The organism is Saccharopolyspora sp. NPDC050642, assembly GCF_040654735.1.
Taxonomy (GTDB): domain Bacteria; phylum Actinomycetota; class Actinomycetes; order Mycobacteriales; family Pseudonocardiaceae; genus Saccharopolyspora; species Saccharopolyspora elongata.
The window spans coordinates 31,408-54,774 of record NZ_JBFAIN010000008.1 but is presented as its reverse complement, the minus strand read 5'-3'; the positions used below and the strand labels follow the sequence as shown (position 1 = coordinate 54,774).

The 23,367-nt window shown below is 70.7% G+C and carries 19 protein-coding genes; 10 read left to right on the top strand and 9 right to left on the bottom strand.

Annotated features, from left to right (window positions below; translation table 11 throughout):
- Nucleotides 1-74 precede the first annotated feature (74 nt).
- Complete coding sequence (locus AB0H93_RS15230; RefSeq protein ID WP_358572594.1) at nucleotides 75-527, top strand: MaoC family dehydratase; 453 nt, start codon at nucleotides 75-77, stop codon at nucleotides 525-527.
- A gap of 127 nt (nucleotides 528-654) precedes the next feature.
- On the opposite strand, the gene AB0H93_RS15225 is transcribed toward AB0H93_RS15230, so the two are convergent.
- The 3 genes from AB0H93_RS15225 to AB0H93_RS15215 form a co-directional block, all read right to left on the bottom strand.
- A complete protein-coding gene (locus AB0H93_RS15225) occupies nucleotides 655-2,214 on the bottom strand; it encodes an AbgT family transporter (RefSeq protein WP_358572592.1) in 1,560 nt (519 codons plus the stop codon).
- Nucleotides 2,215-2,387: 173 nt separating this feature from the next.
- A complete protein-coding gene (locus tag AB0H93_RS15220; RefSeq protein ID WP_358572590.1) occupies nucleotides 2,388-2,825 on the bottom strand; it encodes a nitroreductase family deazaflavin-dependent oxidoreductase in 438 nt (145 codons plus the stop codon).
- A gap of 1 nt (nucleotide 2,826) precedes the next feature.
- A complete protein-coding gene (locus AB0H93_RS15215) occupies nucleotides 2,827-3,570 on the bottom strand; it encodes an SDR family oxidoreductase (protein WP_358572588.1) in 744 nt (247 codons plus the stop codon).
- 88 nt (nucleotides 3,571-3,658) lie between these two features.
- Here AB0H93_RS15215 and AB0H93_RS15210 point away from each other — a divergent pair, with 88 nt between their 5' ends.
- Nucleotides 3,659-6,706: a BTAD domain-containing putative transcriptional regulator gene (locus AB0H93_RS15210; protein WP_358572586.1), complete on the top strand. Its 3,048-nt coding sequence runs from the start codon at nucleotides 3,659-3,661 to the stop codon at nucleotides 6,704-6,706.
- A gap of 3 nt (nucleotides 6,707-6,709) precedes the next feature.
- Here the strand turns inward: AB0H93_RS15210 and AB0H93_RS15205 are convergent, their stop codons facing one another.
- The 4 genes from AB0H93_RS15205 to AB0H93_RS15190 all read right to left on the bottom strand — a co-directional run bounded on the left by AB0H93_RS15205 (nucleotide 6,710) and on the right by AB0H93_RS15190 (nucleotide 10,748).
- On the bottom strand, nucleotides 6,710-7,327 hold the full coding sequence (locus tag AB0H93_RS15205; protein WP_358572584.1) for a TetR/AcrR family transcriptional regulator: 618 nt from the start codon (nucleotides 7,325-7,327) through the stop codon (nucleotides 6,710-6,712).
- A 70-nt stretch (nucleotides 7,328-7,397) separates the two neighbouring features.
- Nucleotides 7,398-8,171, bottom strand: a complete 774-nt coding sequence (locus AB0H93_RS15200; protein ID WP_358572582.1) for an SDR family oxidoreductase — start codon at nucleotides 8,169-8,171, stop codon at nucleotides 7,398-7,400.
- A 104-nt stretch (nucleotides 8,172-8,275) separates the two neighbouring features.
- Complete coding sequence (locus AB0H93_RS15195) at nucleotides 8,276-9,031, bottom strand: SDR family oxidoreductase (RefSeq protein WP_132487561.1); 756 nt, start codon at nucleotides 9,029-9,031, stop codon at nucleotides 8,276-8,278.
- 43 nt (nucleotides 9,032-9,074) lie between these two features.
- On the bottom strand, nucleotides 9,075-10,748 hold the full coding sequence (locus AB0H93_RS15190; protein WP_358572995.1) for an AMP-binding protein: 1,674 nt from the start codon (nucleotides 10,746-10,748) through the stop codon (nucleotides 9,075-9,077).
- 197 nt (nucleotides 10,749-10,945) lie between these two features.
- Between AB0H93_RS15190 and AB0H93_RS15185 the strand changes: the two genes are divergently transcribed.
- From AB0H93_RS15185 to AB0H93_RS15175, 3 genes are all read left to right on the top strand, one after another.
- Nucleotides 10,946-11,926: a chitinase gene (locus tag AB0H93_RS15185; RefSeq protein ID WP_358572580.1), complete on the top strand. Its 981-nt coding sequence runs from the start codon at nucleotides 10,946-10,948 to the stop codon at nucleotides 11,924-11,926.
- A gap of 170 nt (nucleotides 11,927-12,096) precedes the next feature.
- On the top strand, nucleotides 12,097-12,681 hold the full coding sequence (locus tag AB0H93_RS15180) for a DNA-binding protein (protein ID WP_132487565.1): 585 nt from the start codon (nucleotides 12,097-12,099) through the stop codon (nucleotides 12,679-12,681).
- A 40-nt stretch (nucleotides 12,682-12,721) separates the two neighbouring features.
- Nucleotides 12,722-13,378, top strand: a complete 657-nt coding sequence (locus AB0H93_RS15175) for an RES family NAD+ phosphorylase (RefSeq protein WP_207954457.1) — start codon at nucleotides 12,722-12,724, stop codon at nucleotides 13,376-13,378.
- 173 nt (nucleotides 13,379-13,551) lie between these two features.
- Here the strand turns inward: AB0H93_RS15175 and AB0H93_RS15170 are convergent, their stop codons facing one another.
- Entirely contained in the window at nucleotides 13,552-14,529 is a 978-nt protein-coding gene (locus tag AB0H93_RS15170) for a TerC family protein (protein WP_358572993.1), read from the bottom strand.
- Between the two features lie 529 nt (nucleotides 14,530-15,058).
- Here AB0H93_RS15170 and AB0H93_RS15165 point away from each other — a divergent pair.
- Nucleotides 15,059-17,872, top strand: coding sequence for an alpha/beta fold hydrolase (locus AB0H93_RS15165; protein ID WP_358572577.1), 2,814 nt, complete (start codon nucleotides 15,059-15,061; stop codon nucleotides 17,870-17,872).
- A 32-nt stretch (nucleotides 17,873-17,904) separates the two neighbouring features.
- The gene (locus AB0H93_RS15160; protein WP_358572991.1) at nucleotides 17,905-18,798 is read left to right on the top strand and encodes an ABC transporter permease; all 894 of its coding nucleotides are present in this window, start codon (nucleotides 17,905-17,907) and stop codon (nucleotides 18,796-18,798) included.
- A gap of 66 nt (nucleotides 18,799-18,864) precedes the next feature.
- On the opposite strand, the gene AB0H93_RS15155 is transcribed toward AB0H93_RS15160, so the two are convergent.
- On the bottom strand, nucleotides 18,865-19,905 hold the full coding sequence (locus tag AB0H93_RS15155; RefSeq protein ID WP_358572575.1) for a sigma-70 family RNA polymerase sigma factor: 1,041 nt from the start codon (nucleotides 19,903-19,905) through the stop codon (nucleotides 18,865-18,867).
- Between the two features lie 76 nt (nucleotides 19,906-19,981).
- Here AB0H93_RS15155 and AB0H93_RS15150 point away from each other — a divergent pair, with 76 nt between their 5' ends.
- The 3 genes from AB0H93_RS15150 (at nucleotide 19,982) to AB0H93_RS15140 (ending at nucleotide 23,367) form a co-directional block, all read left to right on the top strand.
- On the top strand, nucleotides 19,982-20,572 hold the full coding sequence (locus tag AB0H93_RS15150) for a DinB family protein (RefSeq protein WP_358572573.1): 591 nt from the start codon (nucleotides 19,982-19,984) through the stop codon (nucleotides 20,570-20,572).
- A gap of 609 nt (nucleotides 20,573-21,181) precedes the next feature.
- Nucleotides 21,182-22,882, top strand: coding sequence for an ATP-binding protein (locus AB0H93_RS15145; RefSeq protein ID WP_358572571.1), 1,701 nt, complete (start codon nucleotides 21,182-21,184; stop codon nucleotides 22,880-22,882).
- Between the two features lie 44 nt (nucleotides 22,883-22,926).
- The gene (locus tag AB0H93_RS15140; protein ID WP_358572569.1) at nucleotides 22,927-23,367 is read left to right on the top strand and encodes a roadblock/LC7 domain-containing protein; all 441 of its coding nucleotides are present in this window, start codon (nucleotides 22,927-22,929) and stop codon (nucleotides 23,365-23,367) included.

Below are 23,367 nucleotides of genomic sequence, written 5' to 3'. Positions count from 1 at the left end.
AAAGCCGGTTCCTACCGCATGACCGCTCACGAGCCCACGCACAGCTTTTCGTTGTCGCTCAAGGAGGTTTTGCGTTGCGGGTATTCAGCAGCAAGGAAGAGATCGTCGCGGCCAAGGGCGAGAAGCTCGGCACCAGCGAATGGCTCACCGTCACCCAGGAGCAGGTGAACCTGTTCGCCGACGCCACCCTGGACCACCAGTGGATCCACATCGACGTCGAGCGCGCCGAGCAGGGTCCGTTCGGCGGCCCGATCGCGCACGGGTTCCTCACCCTGAGCCTGCTGCCGAAGCTGAACTCCCAGACCTACAGGTTCGAGGGCGCCAAGATGGGGATCAACTACGGCCTGAACAAGGTCCGCTTCCCCAGCCCGGTCCTGGTCGGCTCGCGGGTCCGCTCCACCACGGAGCTCGCGGACGTGACCGAGGTGGCCGGCGGCCTCCAGCTGACGGTCAAGTCCACCATCGAGATCGAGGGCGGCGCGAAACCGGCCTGCGTGGCGGAGGGCCTCACCCGGGTGATCTTCTGACCGATCCTCCCGCCGAAGGGGTGTCGCCGACCGGTCGGTGACACCCCTTCGGGCTTCTTCCCGCAATTTCAATGGAAATCGAACCTCTGATTTCCATTGAAATTGCGGACCCGGTACCCCGTCCGGGTCAGGGTGCGATGTGGATGCCCATGCCGGGGCCAAGGGGCAGGTCCGCGAAGTAGAAGACCGTCAGGATCAGGGCCCACACCAGCCAGAACGGGACCACGAACGGAACCATCCTGGCCACCAGGGTGCCCATCCCCGCGTTCGGTTCGTAGCGGCGCAGGTAGCCCAGGATGATGATCATGTACGGGTTCAGCGGTGTCATGATCTGCGTCGCCGAGTCACCGACCCGGAACGCCGCCTGGGCGAAGCCCGGCTCGAAGCCGAGCAGCACGAACATCGGCACGAACACCGCCGCCATCAGCGTCCACAGGCTCGAACCCGAGATGATGAACAGGTTCAGCGTCGACGCCAGCACCATGAACCCGAGGAACGCCGGGTAGCCGTCCAGGCCGAGCGCGCGCAGCAGGTCCGCGCCCGAAACCGCCACCCACGCGCCGAGGTTCGTCCAGTTGAACAGCGCGATGAACTGGCCCAGCATGAACGCCAGCACCAGGAATCCGGTGAGGTCCCGCAGCGCGGCGGCCATCAGCCTCGGCACGTCGGCCGCGCGGCCGATCGCCCCGACGATCGCGCCGTAGACGATGGCGGGCACCGCGAAGCCGAAGAAGATCAGCGTCGTCACCGAGTCCAGCAGCGGCGACTTCGGCAGGAAGCCGCCGGTTTCGTTGCGCAGCGGCGAATCCGGCCACAGCACCAGCAGCAGCACCAGTCCGAACGCGATCAGGAACGCCACGCCCGCCCAGATCAGCCCGCGCCGCTCGGCGGGCTCCAGCGCCACCGCGGGCACCGGCTGGTCGGCCACTTCGGACTCCTCGCGGGGCACCCCGGTGCGCGCCAGCCGCGGCTCGATGACCTTGTCGATCAGCACCCCGGCCAGCAGCCCGAGCAGGATCGAGGACACGACGTTGAAGTAGTAGTTCGACACCGGCGTGACCGCGGTGCCGGCGTGCGGCAGGGTTTCGGCGACCTTGTTGCTGATCCCGGCGAACAGCGCGTCCAGGCTGGTGACCACCGGCGCGGTGGAGTACCCGGCGCCGGTGGCGGCGAAGCCGCCGAGCAGCCCGGCGACCGGGTGCCTGCCCGCCGCCTTGAACACCAGCGCGGCCAGCGGCGGGATGATGATCATCGACGAATCCGCCATCACGCTGGACGAGATCCCGACCAGCCCCACCGCGTACGGCAGCACCCAGCGCGGCGCCCCGCCGAAGGCGGCCCGGATCATCGCGGTGAGCAGCCCGGTCCGCTCCGCGAGCCCCACCGCCAGCATGATCGTGACCACGGTTTCCAGCGGCGGGAAGCCGATGAAGTTCTCCGCCATCTTGGTGAACAGGAACTCCAGGCCCTCGCCGCTGAACGCGCCGCGGATCCGCGTCACCTCGTCGGCGCCGGGGATCTGCACCGTGACGCCGAAGGCGGCGACCACCGTGGACACCACCGCCACCACGAGGAACAGCAGGCCGAAGAGGATGAACGGTTCGGGGAGCTTGTTGCCGACCCGTTCCACCAGGTTCAGCACTCGGTCGAGCCTCGGTGGCCGGGCGGCCCGGGTTTCACTGCTCATGCTGGCTCCTGCAGCCGGAGGGAAAAGCGCAAGCAGCAGCGAACCTGCCGGGACCGCCCGGCGCAACCCCCGGCGGCGGATTGATCGATCCGCGCAACACGACCGAAACCGACGACCGGTCGTGAGTGCTTTCGGCTGCTGCAGCGACCAAAAGCACTCACGACCCCCGGCCGCTACTGGGGCGCGATGCGCTCCAGCACCACCACGGGAATGACGCGCCGCGTACGCGCCTCGTACGTCCGGTACACCGGCGCCATGTCGACCATCAGCTGCCAGAGCCGCTCGCGCTCCGCACCCTCCGCGGTGCGGGCACGCACGGCGAAGCGCTCGCCGCGGATCTGGACCTCGGCCTCGGGATTCGCGGCCAGGTTCAGGTACCACTTCGGGTGCGTGTGCGTGATCGCCGAACCCGACGCCACGAGCACGTACCGACCGTCGTCCTCGCCGAAGAACAGGCCCGTCCGGTACAGCTTCCCGGTCTTGCGGCCGCGGTAGGTGAGCACCAGGTTCGTCGCCCCGCCCTCGCGGAAGCCGCTCTCGCCGTTGGTCGCGAGGTACCGGCGCACGTGCTCGGCGACCGACGGGTCGGGGCTGTCCAGCACCTCGGCCATGTCAGTGACCTCCCAGTCCCTGCGCGAAACCGCCGTCGACCGCCAGCTCGACGTTCGTGGTGAACGTCGCGCCCTCGGCCAGGAAGAGCGCCGCGGCGGCGACTTCCTCGACGGTGCCGTTGCGGCGCAGCGGGGTCGACTCGTCGCCCTGCCGCTCGAACTCCCGGCGCTCCTCGTCGGACAGGTCCGCCACGCCCATCGTCGGCGTCTTGATGTACCCCGGAGCCACGCTGTTCACCCGGATCTTCTTCGGCAGCAGCTCCACCGAGAGCACGTGGGCGAACGCGCGCATCGCTTCCTTCGACGCCGAATAGGCGCTCAGCCCGGGGAACACGACGTCGTTGGCGACCGTGGTGAACACAACCGCACCGCCCTCGTTGAGCAGCGGGGCGAGCCGCTGCACGGTGAAGAACGCGCCCTTGGTGTTGACCGCGAAGTGCCGGTCCCACGCCTCCTCGGTCACCTCGGCGAGCTCGGCGAACTGCGCGATGCCGTGGTTGACGAAGAGGTAGTCGAGGCTGCCGAGGTGCTCGCCCACGAAGTCACCGAGCGCGGCGATGTCGGCCATGCTGGCCGCGTCGGAGCGCACGACGTGCGCCTTCTCGCCCTTGAGCGCGGTGCGCGCTTCCTCGATGTTCCGCTCGTTGCGGCCGGTGAGCACCACCTCGGCGCCGCGGGAGAGCAGCTCGCGCACGGTCGCCAGGCCCATGCCGTGGGTGCCGCCGGTGACAACAGCCTTCTTCATGACCAACTCCGTTTCGTCGTTGACGAGACGAAGGTGCCCGGCGGCGCTCTCGGTCTGCTGTCGATCCGCTTGCGGTTATCGTGATCGCATGCGTTTCGGGGTGCTGGGGCCGCTCGCGGTGTGGACGCCGAGCGGTGATCCGGTCGCGGTGCGCGAGGCTCGCGTTCGCGCGCTGCTGGCGTCCCTGCTCGTCGCCCCGGGACGTGTCGTATCCGCCGACCGGCTGGTCGACGACCTGTGGGGCGACGTGCTCCCGGCCAACCCCTCGGGCTCTCTGCAGACCCTCGTGTCGCGCCTGCGCCGCGCCATCGGCGCCGGCCTCGTCGTGCACCGCCCGCCGGGCTACCTGCTGGACGTGCCGCCGGACACCGTGGACAGCGGGCGGTTCGCCGAGCTCACCGGGCGCGCGCGGCGCACGACCGACCCGGGCGCCCTGGTGGCGCTGCTCGCCGAGGCGCTCGGCCTGTGGCGCGGAGAGGCGTTCGCCGGGTTCGCCGACGAGCCTTTCGCCAGCACTGCGGCCGCCGCCCTGGAGGAGCAGCGGCTGGTGGCCTGGGAGGACTACGCCGGGGCGCGGCTGCAGCTGGGTGACCACGCGGTGCTGGCCGGCGAACTGGGCGAGCTCATCGAGCGGCATCCGCTGCGCGAACGCCTCCGCGCCGCGCACCTGCGCGCGTTGCACGGCGCGGGCCGGACCACCGAGGCGCTCGACAACTACCGCAAGCTGCGCCGGCTTCTCCGCGACGAGCTCGGACTCGAACCGGGTGCGGAACTCACTGCGCTGCAACAGGAAATGCTGCGCGCCGAGCCACCCGCACCGTTGCGGCGGCAGACCCCTCCCCCGCCGTCACCCGCACCTCAGACCGAGCTAGTCGGCCGCGACGACGCCGTCGCCGACGTCCGCGCGCTGCTCGGCACGCATCGTCTGGTGACGCTGACGGGACCGGGCGGGGTGGGCAAGACCAGGCTCGCGCTCGAAGTGGCCCGCGCCGAGGACGAGGTGTGCCTCGTCGAACTCGCCGGCCTGCCACGTGAGACCACAGTGGATGGTCTGGCCGACGTGGTCGCCGCCGCGCTCGGCATCCGCGACGGCACCCGTCAGCAGTCATCGGTCGAACGCCTCGCCGACGCGCTGCGCGGCAGGCGACTGCTTCTCGTGCTGGACAACTGCGAGCACATCGTCGAGCCGGTCGCCGCGCTCGTGCCGCTGGTACTGCCGGCGTCGGATGTGCGGGTGCTGGCGACGAGCCGGGAACCGCTCGGCGTCTCGATCGAGCACCTGTGGGAGGTGCCGCCGCTGGACGTCCCGACGCCGGGCGCACCGTCGGCGGACGTGCAGCGCTCCGGGGCCGTGCGGCTTTTCGCCGTGCGAGCAACGGCAGCCTCGCCCGGATTCGCGCTGTCCACCGAGAACGCCGAAACCATCGCCACGATCTGCCGCCGCGTCGACGGCATCCCGCTCGCCATCGAGCTGGCGTCGGCCCGCGTCCGCGTGCTCGGCACGGCCGAACTGGCCGAACGCCTCAACGACCGGTTCGCCGTGCTCACCGGCGGGCCTCGCGACGCGCCGCCGCGCCAGCGCACGTTGCGCGCGGTGCTCGACTGGAGCTGGGAGCTGCTGACCGCGGCCGAGCGGACGGTGCTGCGCAGGCTCGCGGTCTTCGCCGACGGCTGCACGCTCGCCGCTGCGGAGGCCCTGTGCTCCGGCGACGGCGTGCGGCACTCGGAGGTGCTCGACCTGCTGGCGCGCCTGGTCGACCGCTCGCTGGTCGTCGTCTCGCATTCCGCCGACGGCCCGCGCTACGGCCTGCTGGAATCGGTGTCCGCGTACGGCGAGCGGCAGCTGGAACCGCAGGAGCTCGCCCGGCTGCGGCACGCGCACGCCGCGTACTACACCTCGCTCGCCGAGGAAGCGGCCGAGCACTTGCACGGCCCGGAGCAGCAGCGCTGGCTGGGCCGCCTCGACGCCGAGACTGGCAACCTGCGCCGCTCCCTCGGCGACGGCGAGTTCGCGTCCCGCCTGGCACGCGCGATGGCGTGGTACTGGTTCCTGCGCGGACGGCTCACCGAGGCGCGGCGGGCCACCGAAGCCGCGGGATCCGCGGTAGCCGCCGCCTGGCACACCGGTTTTCGGCTGCTCACCGGCGAACCCGTCGACAGCCGCACCGCACTGCGCCTGCGCGACGCCATCACCGATCCCTGCGAGCGCGCGATGGCGGGCTGGTTCCTCGGCTACGCCGCGACGCGGTTCGGCGACATGCCGGTCGGCGAGGAGCTCATCCGCGCGGCTCTGGCCGAGTTCGAGGACCTCGACGACAGCTGGGGCGTGGCGGCCGCTCTGAGCGTGCGCGCCGTGCAGCGCCACGTCCGCGGCGACCTGAATCAGTCCACTGTGGAGGCCGAACGGAGCCTCGCGCTGTTCCGCGAGACCTGCGACCGCTGGGGCCGGGTCCAGGCCTGCGCCGTGCTCGGCAGGCTCGCCGAGATCGCGGGCGACTACCCCGCGGCGGCCACCTGGCAACGCGAAGGGGTCGAGCTCGCCGAGGAACTCGCGCTGTGGCCGGACGCCGCCATGCGCTGGTCCGAGCTGGGCCGCATCGCGCTCCTGGAAGGCGACCACGACCGCGCCGACGAACTGCACGAGCGGGGACGAGCGCTGGCCGTCGAGCACAGCGACTCGGCGGGCCAGGAGTTCGCCGAGGTGGGGCTCGCGCTTTCCGCCCGCCGCCGCGGCCGGTTCGCCGAGGCCGAAACCCTGCTGCGGCCGTGGCTGGAGTGGAACCGGCGGTTCGAGGCGGACAACGGCGCAGCGCTGATCCTCGCCGAACTGGGCTTCGCCGCCGAACAGCGCGGGGACGCGGACGCCGCGTTCGACCTGCACGGGCAGGGTCTCGCCGCGGCCCGGCGCACCGGCGACCCGCGAGCGGTCGCGCTGGCGCTGGAGGGCCTCGCCGGTGCCCGGTTGCTCACAGGCCAGCCCGGGCGGGCGAAGGGCCTGCTCGGGGCGGCGGCACGCCTGCGGGAATCCGCCGGCGCACCACTGCCGCCCTGCGAGCGCGGGGACGTCGACCGCATCGAGAAAGCGCTGCACGGCGAAGTCCCCGGCAGCGACCGGGAATTGCAGGAATGCCGGTAGCGACTACGGGCGCAGGGACGAGATGAGGAGATCGGCGAACTGCTCGCCGACCTCCTCGCCGGTGAGCTTGCCGTCCTTGCGGAACCAGGTACCGAGGTGGTGCACCGCGCCGAAGAAGAAGTCGACCACCAGGTCGGCGGCCTTGTCCTCGCGGAACACCCCGGAGCGCTGGCCCTCCTCGATCAGCGCCCGCACCCGCTCGTGGTAGCGCCGCCGCTGCGCCCGGACCTCGGCCTGCTTGTCCGGGTGCAGCAGGTGCATCGAGCGGAAGAAGATCACCGTGTCGTCGAGGTTCGCCGCCGTCGTGGCGACGACGTCCGCGGCGACCGCGTGCAGCCGCTCCTGCACCGGAGCCTCGCTTTCGGCCGCGCTCTCCATCCGCGCCTGCTGGACCCGCAGGACCCGCGCGTAGATCTCGTAGAGCAGGTCGTCCTTGGAGCCGAAGTAGTGGTACATCGCCCCCTTGGTGACCCCGGCCGCGTCGACGATCTGCTGCACCGAGGTCATCTCGAAGCCCTGCTCGGCGAACAACCGCGTGGCCACGGCCAGCAACCGCTGCGGAACCGGTTCGGCGCCCACCGCCGGTCCGGCAGTAGTGCGACCGTTCGCCGACCGCGCCATGTCAACCTCCCCTGTCGATCTACACCCAGCGTATCGACCCGCCGGCTCGAACCGGCGGCGACACCTTCTCCTACTGCACCTTGCGCTGGAGCTTTCGCATCCCGGCTTGCCAGCGCTGCGGCTCGGCGGCCCGCAGCGCGTAGTAGTCGGCGACCTCCGGGTGCGGCAGGATCAGGAACTCACCGCCGCCCAGCGAGTCGGCGACCACGTCGGCGACCTCCTCCGGTTCGAGCGCGCCCTTCGCGAGGATCACCTCGCCGGCGTTGCTGCTGGTGCCGAGCATGTTGGTGCGCACGCCCTGCGGGCACAGCGCCTGCACCGTGATGCCCTGGTCGGCGTAGCTGATCGCCAGCCATTCGGCGAAGCCGAGCGCGGCGTGCTTGGTCACCGAGTACGGCGCCGCCTTCAGCATCGTCAGCAGCCCGGCGGCCGACACAGTAGCCAGGAAGTGCCCCTGGCCCCGCTCCAGCCAGTGCGGCAGCACCGCGCGGGCGGCGCGGACGTGCGCCATGACGTTGACCTCCCAGGACTGCGCCCAGGCGGCCTCGTCGGCCTCCGGCCCGCCGCCGCGGGAGATCCCGGCGTTGGCGCAGAACAGGTCGATCCGCCCGTGCTCGCCGAGCGCGGTGTCGACCAGCGCGCGCACGCCGTCCTCGCTCGCCGCGTCGCCGGGCACCGCCGTCCCGCCGACCTCGGCGGCCACCTTCCGCACCCCGTCGGCGTCCACGTCGCCCAGCACGACCTTCGCCCCGGATGCCGCGAACTTCCGGGCCATCGCCGCGCCGATGCCGTTGCCGGCACCGGTGATCACCACGACCGCATCAGCGAGCTGCAACTCGCACACCGCCCTTCCCGAGTCTGGTTCCGCTTGCACCAGCGGCGATTTCGTGTGAAATCGCCGATTCCCACGCGTGCCGGATGGCGATTTCGCGCGAAATCGCCAAGAGCTCACACACCGCCCTTCAGGGTCACGCCGCCGTCGAGCACGAGGACCTGTCCCGTGATCCACGAGGCCTCGTCGGAGAGCAGGAACGCCGCCGCGCCGCTGATGTCGGCCGGAATTCCCAGTCGCTTCAACGGATAACCCGCCGCGACCTCGTCCTCCTTGTCCTCGTACAGCGCGGTGGCGAACTTCGTCTTCACCACGGCCGGGGCGACGCCGTTGACCCGGACCTTCGGGCCGAGTTCCACCGCGAGGTCCTTGGTGATGTACGCCAGCATCGCCTTGGTGGCGCCGTAGAAGCCGATGCCCGGCGCGGGCCGCAGACCGGCCACCGAGGACACGTTGAGCACCGAGCCGCCGTGCTCCTTCATCCACGCCTGGTGCACCTGCTGGGTCCACGCCAGCGCCGCGAGCACGTTGACCTCGAAGGTCTTGCGCGCGATGCCGTGCTCCAGCTCGATCAGCGGGCCGTAGGCGGGGTTGATGCCGGTGTTGTTGACCAGCATGTCCACCCGGCCGAACGTCTCCACGGTCTTGGCGACCGCTTCCGCCTGGTGCTCCGCGTCGTCGGCCTTGCCCGCGATGCCGAGCGCGTTCTCCGCTCCGCCGAGGCCCTGCACCGCCTCCGCCAGCGGCTCGGGCTTGCGCGCGGTCAGGGTGACCTTCGCGCCCTCGGACACCAGGCGCTCGGCGATGGCCAGGCCGATGCCGCGGCTGGCGCCGGTCACGATCGCCACCTTGCCGTCGAAACGCTTGCTCATGAATTTCCTTCCTCTCCAGGCTCTTCCGGTGCCGAACGGCCCTTCACCGCGCAGCGGTTCGGGCGGTGTCCCGCAGTTCGCGGCGCAGGATCTTGCCGGTCGCGGTCTTGGGCAGCTCGTCGAGGATCTCGATGCTGCGCGGGTACTTGTACGCGGCGAGCTGCCGCTTGCAGTGGGCCACGAGCTCCTCGGCGGTGGCCGACGCGCCCGCGCTCAGGCTGACGTAGGCCTTGACCGTCTCGCCCCGGTAGGAGTCCGGCACGCCGACGACGGCGACCTCCCGCACCGCGGGGTGTCCGTAGAGGACGTCCTCCACCTCGCGCGGCCAGACCTTGAAACCGGAGGCGTTGATCATGTCCTTCTTGCGGTCCACGACGTAGAACCAGCCCTGCGCGTCCATGAACCCGACGTCGCCGGTGTGCAACCGGCCGCCGCGGATGCCCGCCGCGGTCTCCTCGGGCTTGTTCCAGTAGGACGGCACCACCATGGGCCCGTCGACGACGATCTCGCCGACCTCCCCGACCGGCAGGTCCTGCCCGGCGTCGTCGACGATGCGCAGCACCGTGTTGTAGGTGGGCACGCCGACGCTGAGCGTGCCCGACTCCTCGTCGACCGGCGCCTCCAGGTGCGCGGGCACCGACGTCGCCGTCGCGGTCGTCTCGGTCAGGCCGTAGCCGTTGCGGATGTAGTGGCCGTACCGCGCGCGGAAGGCCTCGACAACCGCCGACGGCAGCGGCGCGCCGCCGGAGTACACCAGCTCCAGCGAGGAGAAGTGGCCGGCGGTCACGTCCGGGTGGTTCATCAGGGCCATGTACGCGGTGGACGGGCCGACCATGTAGCAGGGCCGGTGCTCGGCCAGCGCGTCGAGCACCACGCCCGGCTCGAAGCGGTACACCAGGTCGAGCTGCCTGCCCAGCGCCAGCGCGGCGCCGAGCTCGCAGACCAGGCCGGTGATGTGGAACAGCGGTGCGAGCCCGAAGATCCCGTTGCCGCCGAGCTTCTCGACGCGGGTCCGCATGCCTTCGGCGTTGAACACGACGTTGCCGTGCGTGTTGGTGGCGCCCTTGGGCACGCCGCTGGTCCCCGAGGTGTAGACCAGCAGCGCGACGTCCGAGCTCGACAGCTCGACCTCCGGCGGCCGCCGGCCGGCGTGCGCCCGCGCGACCGCCAGCAGGTCCGCGCAGCCGGCGGCCGGGCGGCGTTCGAGCTTGGCGAACAGCCGCGGGTCGTGGCGGGTCTGCAGGTCGAGCTCGCTGGTGGTGATCGCGACCCGCACCCCGGCGGGGCCGGCGAGCTCGCCGAGGACGTCGTGCCAGCCCTGCTCGGAGGAGACGACCGCAGCCGGCTGCGCGTCGGCGAGGATCTTGGTCAGCTCGCGGGTCCGGTACATCGGGTTGAGCGGCACCACGATCGCGCCGGCCTTCCACCCGGCCAGCAGCGCGATCGCGAACTGCGGCACGTTCTGCAGGTACAGCGCCACCCGGTCGCCCCGGCCGACACCGTGTTCGACGAGGTGGCAGGCCAGGCCGTCACTGAGCTCGTCGAGCTCCCGGTAGCTGAGCCGGCCGTCGAAGTAGGTGATGGCCACGCGATCCGGATGGTCCCGGCAGGCCGCGGCGAACAGCTCGAGCATGGTGCCGAACCGCGGCTCGATCGCCACGGGCACGTCGCCGTCGTAGAGCGCCAGCCAAGGCCGTTCGTCGTACGCGCTGCCCAACACGCCACCTCCACGTTGAGACCGACCAGTCGGTACGTCCAGTCAACGGCTCACGCCCCGTCTCGTCAACCCTCGGCGGCATGCCGTGCTCCAAGCGGCGCAACTCCGGCGTCGCAACCTCGCCAAAACCTTGACCGGACAACTGGTCCAGTCCATTTTTCGAGGACATCATCGGCTCTCACCCCACGGAGGCCCGCATGACCGGAAGACTGGCCGCGCTCGCCGCGACCGTCCTCACCACCGCACTCGCGTTCGCACCGGCCGGCTCCGCCGCCACCCCGGAGGCCGTGCCCAACCACCACCTCACCGGGTACTGGCAGAACTTCGTCAACGGAGCCAAGCCGCTGAAGATCAGCGACGTCCCGGCGAACTACGACGTCATCGCGCTGGCCTTCGGCAACGCCGATCCGGCCAAACCCGGCGCGGTCACCTTCAACGTCGACCCGGAGCTGTCCACCGCGCTCGGCGGCTACACGGACGAACAACTCAAATCGGACATCGCCGCGAAGAAGGCCGAAGGCAAGTCGTTCGTGCTGTCCATCGGCGGCGAAAAGGGAAATGTCGATCTGGGCAGCGAAGCCAACGTCGCAAATTTCGTCGACTCGGTTGGAAAAATTTTAACTGATTACAGCATCGATGGGTTAGATATTGACTTGGAGCACGGGCTCAACGTCGCCAACACGACCAGCGCGATCCGCCAGCTGCGCGAGCGCGTCGGCGACGGATTCGTGCTCACCATGGCGCCGCAGACCCTCGACGTGCAGCCCGGCGGCTCCTACCTGCAACTCATCGAGAACGTCAAGGACATCCTCACCGTCGTGCACACCCAGTACTACAACTCGGGTTCGATGAACGGCTGCGACGGCCAGGTCTACAGCCAGGGCTCGGTCGACTTCATCACCGCACAGGCGTGCACCCTGCTGCAGACGCTGCGCCCGGACCAGGTTTCGCTGGGCCTACCGGCGACCGCATCGGCGGCCGGTAGCGGGTACGTCGATCCGTCGATCGTCAACAACGCGCTGAGCTGCCTGGCCGCGGGCACCGACTGCGGCCAGTACACCCCGGACCAGCCGCGCCCCGAGATCGGCGGCGTGATGACCTGGTCGATCAACTGGGACGCCAGCAGCGGCAATGCTTTCTCGGATCCGGTCCGGACCCATTTGGACAGCCTGCCGTAGCCACATCCGACTCCGGTCGGGGCCTTCAGATCCACGATCACGCCAAAGAACACCCCGACCGGAGTCGGCCCGCGGTCACGTTGTGCAATCCACATGCTACGACAAGTGATATTTGGCACTGGGCGCACGTTCGCGCACACATTTCCCGAATCCCGCGCTACCCTGGAGTCATGTCAGCCGCGCTGGAGACCGTGTTGGCACGAGCCGGTTTAAAGGTCACCGCCAACGAATTCCTGACCCTGGTCGAGGACGCCGCGAAGAAGCTCACCTCGCCGCAGGTGGACCCAGCCGCGCACTTCACCGAGGCGGAGCGACGGGCGCTCACCGAAGCAGGCCTGGACCTGACGCCGCTGAGCGACTCCGAAGTCGACGCTCGGGCGCGGACCGTCGCCGAACAGGCGGTGCTGCGCGACACCGCGCTCTCGGTCAACCAGGCCGCGGACCGCGTGGGAGTGGACAGCAGCCGGATCCGCCACCGCATCAGCGAACGACGGCTGATCGGCTGGAAGGACCGCGGTGGATGGCGACTGCCCGCGTGGCAGTTCAGCGACACCGACGTGCTGCCCGGCCTGGACGCCGTGCTCGCGCTGATGCCCGCAGACCAGCCGGCGCTCGTGCTGGCCAACTTCATGACCACGCCGCAGGAGGACCTCGAAATCGGGGACCGGCCGGCGAGCCCGCGCGAGTGGCTGCTGGCCGGCGGCGATCCGCAGCGGGTCGCCGAGCTCGCCGCCACCATCGGCACCCCGGCCTGAGCGCACTCCCCAACCTTCGAGACCCCAACCCAGGACCTCCATGGCACGGCTACCACAGCCGCCAGCGCCCGCTGCGCTGCAGGCGATGCTCCGGCGCACCGAAGACGTCATCGCGGTGCCCGCCGGCACTCGCCTCGTGCGCGTGTTCACCTCCGGGGGCAACCACCCGCAGCAGTGGAACAGCTTCCGCTACGCCGGCCCGCTGCCGCACGCCCGGTTCGACCCGCACCTGCCCAACTCCCAGGGCGGCCCGACGGTCACCCGGGAGCACGGCGTGCTGTACTTCTCGCTGTCGGTGCAGACCTGCATCGCCGAGGTCTACCAGGCGACCTCCACAGTGGACCGCCGGACGCGCAGCCCGCACCTGGTGCTGTTCCGTCCACGTCGGACGCTCCGGCTGCTGGACCTGACCGGCCTGTGGCCCACCCGGGCCGGCGCCTCGCAGGCGATCAGCAGCGGCCCCAAGCTCCGCACCCAGGCGTGGGCCCGCGGCATCCGCGCGGCCTATCCGGAACTCGACGGCCTCTGGTACCGGTCCTCGATGGACGCGGGGAACCCGTCGTTGTGCCTGTGGGACCCGCCGGCGGCAACGGCGCTCCCGGATTCCCCGGACGTCCTGTTGCCCCTGAGCCACCCGGGACTGGACGTCCCATTGGGACGGGTCTGCAAGGAACTCAGCTACACCTTGCTCGACTGAGTGCCTGAGTCCACTTTGTTGCCGTAGAGGCTGTTCTGAACGTGGTGACCCGTGGTGCCTCAGAGCGTGCTGTTGTCTTTAAGGCGCCTGAGGTTCCGCGACGCGGAACGAGTCTGGAAACAAAAGAAGTGCCCGGAGTTCTCGTGTGGAACTCCGGGCACTCGCGTGTCAGGTCAGGCGTTCTCGGCCGGTTCCTGTTGCTGCGACTCGGTGTCCTTCTTCGACTTCGCCAGGCTGGCCCAGGTGGTGATGCCCAGGACCACGATGATGAAGCCCAGCGACATCCAGTTGGTGATCTCCAGCCACTCCGGCACCAGGTGGTACTCGTGGAACGCGTGCAGGATCAGCTTGATGCCGATGAACCCGAGGATCACCGCCAGGCCGACCGACAGGTAGATCAGCTTGTCCACCAGGCCGCCGAGCAGGAAGTACAGCTGCCGCAGCCCCATCAGGGCGAAGGCGTTGGCGGCGAAGACCAGGAACGGGTCCTGGGTGATGCCGAAGATCGCCGGGATCGAGTCCACCGCGAACAGCAGGTCGGCGCTGCCGATCGCGACGATCACCACGAACATCGGGGTCAGGAAGCGCTTGCCGTCGATCTTCACGGTCGACTTGGCGCCGTGGTAGTCGTCGGTCACCGGGAACACCTTGCGGACCCAGCGGACGACCGCGTTCTCCTGGTACTCCTCGTCCTCGTCCTTCTTGCGGACCATGCTGACCGCGGTCCAGATCAGGAACGCGCCGAAGATGAAGAAGACCCAGACGAACTGGGCGATCAGCGCGGCGCCGACCGCGATGAAGATGCCGCGCATCACCAGCGCCAGCAGGATGCCGATCAGCAGCACCCGGTGCTGGTGGATGGACGGCACCGCGAAGCTGGACATGATCACCATGAAGATGAACAGGTTGTCCACGCTCAGCGAGTACTCGGTGATGTAACCGGTGAAGTATTCGATCGCGAAGTGCGAGTCCCCGAACACCCAGACGCCGATCCCGAACAGGATCGCGCAACCGACGTAGAACACGACCCACTTGGCTGCTTCGGCGGTGGTCACCTCGTGCGGCTTGCGGTCCACGATCACGAGGTCGAGCAGGAGCAGCAGGGCCAGGCCGCCGAGCGTGGCCGCCCAGATCCACCAGGGAACGTCCAGTCGATCGACTGCGGGCTGTGCCTGTTGGGCCAGCAACGTCACGGCACCCAATTCATCACCTCCGGTTCAGGGCATGCGCCAGGGACCGGAGGTCTCTTCCACCGGCCTTCGGCCGGTCGACGGCACCGGGCTTGTCCGAGCAAGTTCCGTGATGACGACACCGCCGCGAAGGAATACTCCCCTCCACTTGCCAAGATTGTCACTTATGCGTGGGTCCGCACACCACCCCGGGGTCGCACAAGCAACGAACATCACGTCGCGAACCGTACGGGGGACCGCTCAGGGCGGCAACGGGAGCCATCGGGGCATCACACCGACGGCCGCCACGAGATCATTGCGTCTCACCCGATCATCGCTATGATCACCACCGCCCGGTCGCACCGGGACCGCACGCGGGGATGCGGAAGCGGCCTCGGCGGTCGGCACGACGACGTGTCCGGTTGCTGTTTGGTCTCTGGTTCATAGCGTCTTGCCTTCGCCCCCGTCTGGAACGAATCCGGTGCCGTCGTCTTCACCTACTGTCGAATGCGTGTCCGCCTCCCCCCGTCGCCGCAAGGGCCTCGCGCTGATAGCCCTTACCTGCGTTGCTCTCGTGGTGTTCGGTGCTTTCCTGTGGTCCGGTGACGAGAAACCGGCCGCCACGCCGGAAGCGCCCCGGGAAGCGCTGCTGGACGTGCTCGACGGCCCCGGCGCGAACGAGCGGGTGCAGATCGACGTCACGCTGTTCGCCCCGGCGGACACCCCGGCGCCGTCGATCCTGCTCGCGCACGGCTTCGGCGGCAGCAAGGACGACACCGCGGCGCAGGCGCAGGAGCTGGCGCAGCGCGGGTTCACCGTGCTCACCTATTCCTCCCGCGGTTTCGGCCGCAGCACCGGGAAGATCGCGCTGAACGACCCCGACTACGAGGTGACCGACGCCCGCCAGCTGCTGGACTGGCTGGCCCGCCAGCCGGAGGTGCTGCGCGACGGCGAGGGCGATCCGAAGGTCGGCGTCACCGGCGGGTCCTACGGCGGCGCGCTGAGCCTGCTGCTGGCCGGCACCGACCGGCGGGTCGACGCGATCGCGCCGGTGATGACCTACAACGACCTCGGCCAGGCGTTGCTGCCCAACGCCGGCTCGCGGGACCTGATCGACGGCAGCACCCCGGCCCGCGGCGCCGCGTCCGCCCAGGGCGTGTTCAAGCAGGCGTGGGCGGGGCTGCTGTTCTCGGCGGGGAGCTCGCCGGAGCATCGCGCCGAGGACCCGCCGCAGGGCCCGCCGACGTCGGACGGCGCCGCGGCCATGCCGACCGGGCAGCCGCTGACCTGCGGGAGCTTCACCGAGCAGGTGTGCGCGGCCTACACCGAGGTGGCGCAGACCGGCCGCGCCGGGCAGTCGACGCTGGACCTGCTCGACCGCGTCTCCCCCAAGACCGTCACCTCCCGCATCAAGGTGCCGACGCTGCTGGTGCAGGGCGAACGGGACACCCTGTTCGGCCTCGACCAGGCCGACGCCAACGCCCGGCAGATCTCCGCCGCCGGCGGCAAGGTCAAGACCATCTGGTTCGCCGGCGGTCACGACGGCGCCTCGCCGGACGCGGCGCTGCGGGGACGCATCGCGGACTGGTTCGCCTTCCACCTCGGCGGGGTGCCGCCGGTGCCCGATCCCGGCACGGCCTTCGAGTACGACATCGCGGGACGGCCGCAGCGCAACGGCGAGATCCCGGTGCGCACCGTGTCGGCACCCGCCTACCCGGGCGTGCACGCCGAGCGCACGCCGCGCTTCGCGCTGCAGCTGCACGGCGCGGTCACGCAGGTGGTCAACCCGCCGGGCGGCAGCCCGGCCGCGACCAGCTCGCTGCCCGGCGCCGGCGAGGTGCTCGACGCCGCGGGCAGCCTCGGCCGCTCGCTGGCGCGCGACCTGCCCGGCCAGGTGGCGGTGTTCCGCACCGATCCGCTGGACAGCCAGCTGCTGGTCTCCGGCACGGCGCAGACCCGGATCTCGGTGGCGTCGGTGCCCGGCCAGCCCGCGACCGGGAACGCGGTGCTGTTCACCAAGCTCTACGACGTCGGCCCGGACCAGCAGCGCAGCCTGATCGGCAACGCCGTGTCGCCGCTGCACGTGACCGGCCTGCCGGCGGACGGCACGCCGGTCGAGGTGGACGTGGCGCTGCCGGGCGTCGTGCACCCGCTGGAGACCGGTCACCGGCTGGAACTGGCGGTGGCCACCACCGACCAGGCCTACGCGGTGCCGCGGGAGCCGGCGGTGCACCGCATCGGCCTGGCCGGCGACGGCTCGGTGTCGATCCCGTCGGTGCGCGGCGAGACCACGACCGGCAACTCGGTGCCGGTGGCGCCGCTGGTCGGCATCGGCATCATCATCGCGGCGGCGCTGGCGGCGTGGGTGATCTCGCTGATCCGGCGCAAGAGCACCGACGACGTCGACCCGCTCCTGACCGACACGCCGCTGCTGATCGCCGGGCTGACCAAGTCGTACCCGGAGAAGCCCGCCGCGGTCCAGGACCTGTCGATCCGCGTCGAGCGCGGTCAGATCGTCGGGCTGCTCGGCCCCAACGGGGCGGGCAAGACGACGACGTTGCGGATGCTGCTGGGGTTGCTCAAGCCGAGTTCCGGGCAGATCCGGGTGTTCGGCCACCGGGTGGTCGGCGGGGCTCCGGTGCTGTCCCGGGTGGGTTCGCTGGTGGAGACGCCGGGCTTCCTGCCGCACCTGTCCGGCCTGGACAACCTGCGGTACTACTGGGCGGCGACCGGGCGGCCGATGCTGCAGGCCCGCTTCGACGAGGTGCTGCAGATCGCCGGCCTCGGCACGGCGGCCCGCCGCCCCGTCCGCACCTACAGCCAGGGCATGAAGCAGCGGCTGGCGATCGCGCAGGCGATGCTGGGGCTGCCGGAGCTGCTGGTGCTCGACGAGCCGACCAACGGGCTGGACCCGCCGCAGATCCACCAGATGCGCGAGATCCTGCGCCGCTACGCGTCCACCGGCCGCACGGTGCTGGTGTCCAGCCACCTGCTCGCCGAGGTCGAGCAGACCTGCACGCACGTGGTGGTCATGCAGAACGGCCGGCTGGTGACGGCGGGCAGTGTGGGCGACATCGTGTCGGTCAACGGCGAGGCGACCTTCCGGGTCGACCAGCCGGAACAGGCCGCCGAGGCGCTGTGCACCATCGAAGGGCTCGGCCCGGTGGAGACCGACGGCGACCTGGTGCACGCCGACCTCGCCGGGCATTCGACCGCGGTGGCGGTGAACGTGCTGGTCGCCTCCGGGATCGGAGTGCACCAGGTGGGGCCGCGGCGGCGGTTGGAGGACGCTTTCTTGCAGCTGGTCGGGGAGGATCACCGGTGACCGACGACGCCGAAGGACCCAAGGTCGGGCAGCTGGACACGGCCGAGACCGCGGTGGTCCGGTCCGGCCGCCGCCAGCCGACCCAGGCCGATGGCAGCGTCGAGGGCTACCGCGCGAAGCGGACCCTGCCGGTGCGGGTGGAACTGGCGCGGCAACTGCGGCGCCGCCGCACCCGGCTGGCGCTGGGCTTCCTGGCCGTGCTGCCGTTCCTGCTGCTACTGGCCTTCGAGCTCGGCGACGACGGCGGGCGGCGCGGCCGCACGCTGGCCGACATCGCCACCGCCAGCGGCCTGAACTTCGCGGTGTTCACGCTGTTCGCCTCGACCAACTTCCTGCTGGTCGTGGTGGTGGCGTTGTTCTTCGGCGACACCGTGGCCAGCGAGGCGTCCTGGTCGAGCCTGCGGTACCTGCTCGCCGCGCCCATCCCCCGCACCCGGCTGCTCCGGCAGAAGGCGGTCGTTTCGGCGCTGCTGTCGGGTTTCGGGCTGCTCCTGCTGTCGGCGGTCGCGCTCGGCGTGGGCCTGGTGTGGTACGGCGGCGGCGACCTGGTCAGCATCACCGGCGAGACGGTGCCGTTCCCGACCGGGGTGGTCAGCCTCGCGGCGGCCACGGTCTACCTGGCGGTGCACCTGGCGTGGATCGCCGGGCTGGCCCTGTTCCTGAGCGTCAGCACGGACGCGCCGCTGGGCGCGGTCGGCGGCGCGGTGGTGGTGTCGATCCTGTCAGAGATCCTGGACCAGATCACGGCGCTGGGAGACCTGCGGAACTACCTGCCGACGCACTACTCGACGGCCTACTCGGACCTGCTGGGCCACGAGGTCGACTGGACGGCGATGACGCACGGGGCGTTCTCCGGCCTGGCCTACGCGGCGGTCTTCACCGCCCTGGCGATCTGGCGCTTCAACCGCAAGGACATCACCAGCTGACGAAAGCTGTTTTCAGACTCGTTTTGCGTGGCGGTGCGGGTTGCGCCGGAAGTGCTCGCGATCCCGTCAGGGCAGCTCGGTGGGCAGGTCGAAGGGCGGGAAGTGGTCGCGGCCGATGAACGACGTGATCTCGGCGATGCGGTCGTCGCGCAGCGTCAGCACGTTGACCGACCAGGCCAGGTGGGCGCCTGCCTCGTCGTCCCAGAGGTAGCAGCCCACCGCGGGCTGGCCGTTGGCACTGGTCCGGAGGTGCCGCCAGGCGCCGCAGACCAGCGGGACGTGCACGGCGAAGTCGGTGACGGCCTCGATGCCGCGGTACCAGTGCCGCATCGGCGGCATCGACCAGGTGACGTCCTCGGTCAGCAGCGCGACCAGGGCGTCGGCGTCGCCGTGTTCCAGCGCGGCGGCGAACCCGCCGACGATCTCGTGCAGGCGCGCGTCGTCGATCTCCCGCAGCGCCTGCTGCTGGGTGCGGGCCGGGACGCGCTCCGCGACGACCTTGCGGGCGCGTGCCAGGGCCGAGTTCACCGACGTCGTCGTGGTGTTCATGATGGCGGCGATCTCGGCGGCGGAGAAGCCGAGCACCTCGAAGAGCAGCAGCGCCGCCCGCTGGTTGCCCGGCAGGTGTTGCAGCGCCGCGACGAAGGCGAGCTCGACGGCTTCGCGCTGTTCGTAGCGCGAAGCCGGCCCGGCCGGGCCGTCGCCGAGGCCTGCGTCCGGGTAGGGCCCCAGCCAAGCGACTTCGGTCACCGGAACATCGCCGGTCACGGCGCGGTCGCTGGCCGGGCCGAGGTCGACGGGCAGCGCCCGCTTGCCGCGCGCTTCGATCGCGTCCAGGCAGGTGCGGGTGGCCACGGTGTAGAGCCATGAGCGCAGCGAGCTGCGGCCCTCGAAGCGCGCGAGGGCGCGCCACGCCCGCAGGAGCGCGTCCTGCAAGGCGTCGTCGGCGTCGTAGGTGGAGCCGAGCATGCGGTAGCAGTGCGCGTGCAGCTCGCGGCGCAGCGGCTTCACGAGCCGGGTGAACGCGGCATCGTCACCGCCGCGCGCCCGCGCCAGGTCGTCCTCCGCCACCGGATCCGAAGTCCGCGCGGAAAAAACGTCGCTCACGATCGACGATTCTGCCGCATCGCGGGAGTCCCTGTGTCGACCTGACATCGACCGCTTGCGCAGGAGACGATCCACAATGGCCGAGGCAGACTTGAAAACCGATCTCCACCGGTACCTGCGGGAGGCGCGCGCGGCGCTGCTGTGGAAGCTGGACGGGCTTCCCGAGCGCGACATCCGCCGACCGCTGACGCCGACCGGCACCAACCTGCTGGGGTTGGTCAAGCACCTGATCACCGTCGAGCTGCTGTACCTGAGCCACGTCTTCGGCGAGCCCTTCGACGAGCCGGTGGCCTGGTTCAGGCCGGACGCCGAGCCCAACGCGGACCTGTGGGCCACCGCCGACGAATCCCGGGAGTACATCGTCGGGTTGTACCGGCGGGCGTGCGAGCACTCGGACGGCACGATCGCGGCGCTGCCGCTGGATTCGGCCGGTTACGTGGAGTGGTTCGCCGAACCGGACCGGGAGACGACGCTGCACGGGATCCTGCTGCACATGATCGCGGAGACGAACCGGCACGCCGGGCACGCGGACGTCGTCCGGGAGCTGATCGACGGCGCCGTCGGCCTGCACGAGGACATCCCGATGATGGCCCCCGGCGATCAGGAGTGGTGGGCGGACTACCGGAACCGGCTGGAGCGGATCGCCGCCGGCACCGCGCAGAGCTGACCGGTTCGGCGGGCTCGGCCGTGGAACGCCCGAGCCCGCCACCGCGTTCCGGCGTTCCATTTCGGAACCGCCGAACCGAATCGATCCACTGTGGACCGAAGATTCGAAGGCCCGGCTCGATCCGGATCGACTCCGCCGGGCGCTTCGAAAAAGATCAAGAACAATTTGGCGACGGATCGGTTTCGCGGACATCTGCCGTACGAAGATCGGCCGAGCGCCGGATCGTATATACCCGAATGGAGCATCGGAGCGTCGTCACCTGCGAGGACACCCGCCGTCGTCGCCCGCCCAGGCCAAGGATCCCTGCAGCTCAGCAGCCGCTCGACCGGATGCCCGGACAACGCGCGGAGCCTCTCCCGGCAGGCGTCGCACCCGGGTGAGCGGAGCCGCGGATTCCGCATCCGGGCGGGGAGTTTCGCCACGTCGCGTCGGGTAATCCGCATTCTTCCAATAGGTCGACCCCCTGCCTATTCAGCTCCCTTTAGTGTCGCTAGGATCACCCTCGGTGATAAAGTTGATCAACTAGTGAGCACCAGTAGTCCCACCGGTGACGCCCCGACCTCAGGCACTCGTGCCCGTCGCCGAACATTCCCCGTACCAAGGACGCTGATGTCAGAGTTCTCCCCATCCGCCGCGAGATCCGAGCACCCGCCCGGACCGCGGCGCAGCACGGACGACGACCTGCGGAGTCGATTGTTGCGGCTGGTCATGGTGCACCTGGCCGCCATGGCCGTGTTGGGGATCGCCGCCGCTGCCGTGCTCGCCACCAACCCCTCCGACGTGCTCCGCTACTCCGTGCTCGGCGGCGGCCTGGTCGGCTGCGCGGCCATCGCGATCATCGCCTTCAACCGGGTCAACGCCACGGCGGCCGCCGTCGACCAGGAGATCGCCGAATCCTCCCAGCGCTCCCAGCAGTGGGTCGAGGAGTCCGCGCAGCACACGCAGCGGTGGATCGAATCCCTGCGCGCCACCGTCGAGCAGGGCAAGAACGAGTTCCCCCGGCTCGTGGAGCAGGTGCGCGCGGGCGAGCCGCCCGCGCCGCGGTGGCCCGCCGACGACCCCGCCCCGGGCAGCCATCCCTTCGCGCTGCTCTCCCACGAGATCCGGCAGGCGCAGGCCGCCGCCGAGTTCGCCGTGGCCCGGATGCAGCAGGCTCCCGGCGCCACCGCCGACGCCCCCGAGCCCAGCGTCGCGGTGTTCGCCAACATCGCTCGGCGGGTGCAGTCCCTCGCACACCGGGCGATCCAGCGGCTCGACGAGCTGGAGCAGCTGGTGGAGGACCCGGATCTGCTCAAGGGCCTGTTCGCCGTCGACCACCTCGTGACCGGCATGCGCCGGCAGGCGGAAAGCCTCGCCGTGCTCGGCGGTTCGATGCCGCGGCGGCAGTGGAGCCGGCCGGTCCCCATGTACACCGTGCTGCGCTCCTCGGTCGCCGAGGTCGAGCACTACGCCCGCGTCAAGGTGCTGCCGCCGGTCGGAGGCACGCTCCACGGCCACGCCGTCGCCGACGTGATCCACCTGATCGCCGAGCTCGTCGAGAACGCCACCGCCTGCTCGGAGCCCGACACCCAGGTCACGGTCAGCACCCAGCGGGTCACCGCCGGGCTGGCCATCGACATCCGGGACCGCGGGCTGGGCATCAGCCCGGCCGACCGGGCCAAGCTGAACGCGCTGCTCGCCGATCCCAGCGGCGTCGACCGCGATGAGCAGCTCAAGGACGGGCGGATCGGCCTGTACGTGGTCGCGCAGCTGGCCCAGCGGCACCACGTCGCCGTCGAGCTCGAGAACAACATGTACGGCGGAACCGACGCCCACGTCGTGGTTCCCCTCAGCCTGATGGGCGACACCGACGAAGAGCAGCACCAGCCCGCGGTCGTCGAGGGCGTCGCCGAGGAGCCCGAGCCGCAGCCGGTCATCGCCTCGGCTCCCGCGCTGTCCGCCGCACCGAACGGCGAGCGCGGCGGCGCGCACCGTGCCCCCGTCGAGCGGGTACCGGTCCGGCAGTTCGATGCCTCGGTGCCCACCGCGTCGAACGGGACCAGCACCGTGCAGTGGTACGGGCGGCACACGGGAATCGTGCCCGAGGCCGCGGCCGAGGACGTGATCGCCACCCCGCCGGGCAACACCGAACGCCCGCCGCTGCCCAAGCGCGACCGCGCCAAGTCCTACGTGGCGCCCCAGCTCGCCGGTGGCCCCAAGCCCGCCGAGGCTCCGCGCGGCGGACCGAACCCCGGCTTGTGGGCCGCATACCGACATGGCGCCAAAGGCGGCGCCCGCGACAACGACGGTCCGGGCGACCACGGCGCCTGACCCCGCCTCGTCCGCACCGCATTGAACTCAAGGAGACGTTACCCATGGCCAATGACCTGCCCGCTGGCCAGGCGTCGGACCTCGGTTGGCTGCTCGCCGACCTGCTCCGCCGGGTCCCGCACACCCGCTGCGCGCTGCTGGCTTCCACGGATGGGCTCAAGCGGCACTACCACGGCCTCGACGCCGACGAGGCCGACGCCCTCGCGGCGTGGGCCGCCGCGCAGTGCTCCCTCGCCCGCAACGGCGGGGCCCGCTTCGGCGCGGGCGACGGGGTCCGCCAGGTCGTGGTGGAGTTCGACGAACTGCTGTTCTTCGTCTCCGCCGCCGGCGTCGGCGCGGTCCTCGTCGTGATCGCCTACCCGGACGCCGACGCCAGCGTGCTCGGCTACGAGATCGCCCAGCTCGTCAAGCGCGTCCCGTCGCACCTGACCACGGCCATGCGCCAGCCCACAGCCGCCGCGCGCGCGGGCGAGGTGGGCGGCTGA

What these genes read in the sequence shown, in the direction of transcription:
- AB0H93_RS15145 (WP_358572571.1), top strand. Translation starts at nt 21,182, where the DNA reads ATGTCAGAGTTCTCCCCATCCGCCGCGAGATCCGAGCACCCGCCCGGA.
- AB0H93_RS15220 (WP_358572590.1), bottom strand. Translation starts at nt 2,825, where the DNA reads ATGGCCGAGGTGCTGGACAGCCCCGACCCGTCGGTCGCCGAGCACGTG.
- AB0H93_RS15225 (WP_358572592.1), bottom strand. Translation starts at nt 2,214, where the DNA reads ATGAGCAGTGAAACCCGGGCCGCCCGGCCACCGAGGCTCGACCGAGTG.
- AB0H93_RS15175 (WP_207954457.1), top strand. Translation starts at nt 12,722, where the DNA reads ATGGCACGGCTACCACAGCCGCCAGCGCCCGCTGCGCTGCAGGCGATG.
- AB0H93_RS15205 (WP_358572584.1), bottom strand. Translation starts at nt 7,327, where the DNA reads ATGGCGCGGTCGGCGAACGGTCGCACTACTGCCGGACCGGCGGTGGGC.
- AB0H93_RS15150 (WP_358572573.1), top strand. Translation starts at nt 19,982, where the DNA reads ATGGCCGAGGCAGACTTGAAAACCGATCTCCACCGGTACCTGCGGGAG.
- AB0H93_RS15185 (WP_358572580.1), top strand. Translation starts at nt 10,946, where the DNA reads ATGACCGGAAGACTGGCCGCGCTCGCCGCGACCGTCCTCACCACCGCA.
- AB0H93_RS15180 (WP_132487565.1), top strand. Translation starts at nt 12,097, where the DNA reads ATGTCAGCCGCGCTGGAGACCGTGTTGGCACGAGCCGGTTTAAAGGTC.
- AB0H93_RS15195 (WP_132487561.1), bottom strand. Translation starts at nt 9,031, where the DNA reads ATGAGCAAGCGTTTCGACGGCAAGGTGGCGATCGTGACCGGCGCCAGC.
- AB0H93_RS15140 (WP_358572569.1), top strand. Translation starts at nt 22,927, where the DNA reads ATGGCCAATGACCTGCCCGCTGGCCAGGCGTCGGACCTCGGTTGGCTG.
- AB0H93_RS15215 (WP_358572588.1), bottom strand. Translation starts at nt 3,570, where the DNA reads ATGAAGAAGGCTGTTGTCACCGGCGGCACCCACGGCATGGGCCTGGCG.
- AB0H93_RS15210 (WP_358572586.1), top strand. Translation starts at nt 3,659, where the DNA reads ATGCGTTTCGGGGTGCTGGGGCCGCTCGCGGTGTGGACGCCGAGCGGT.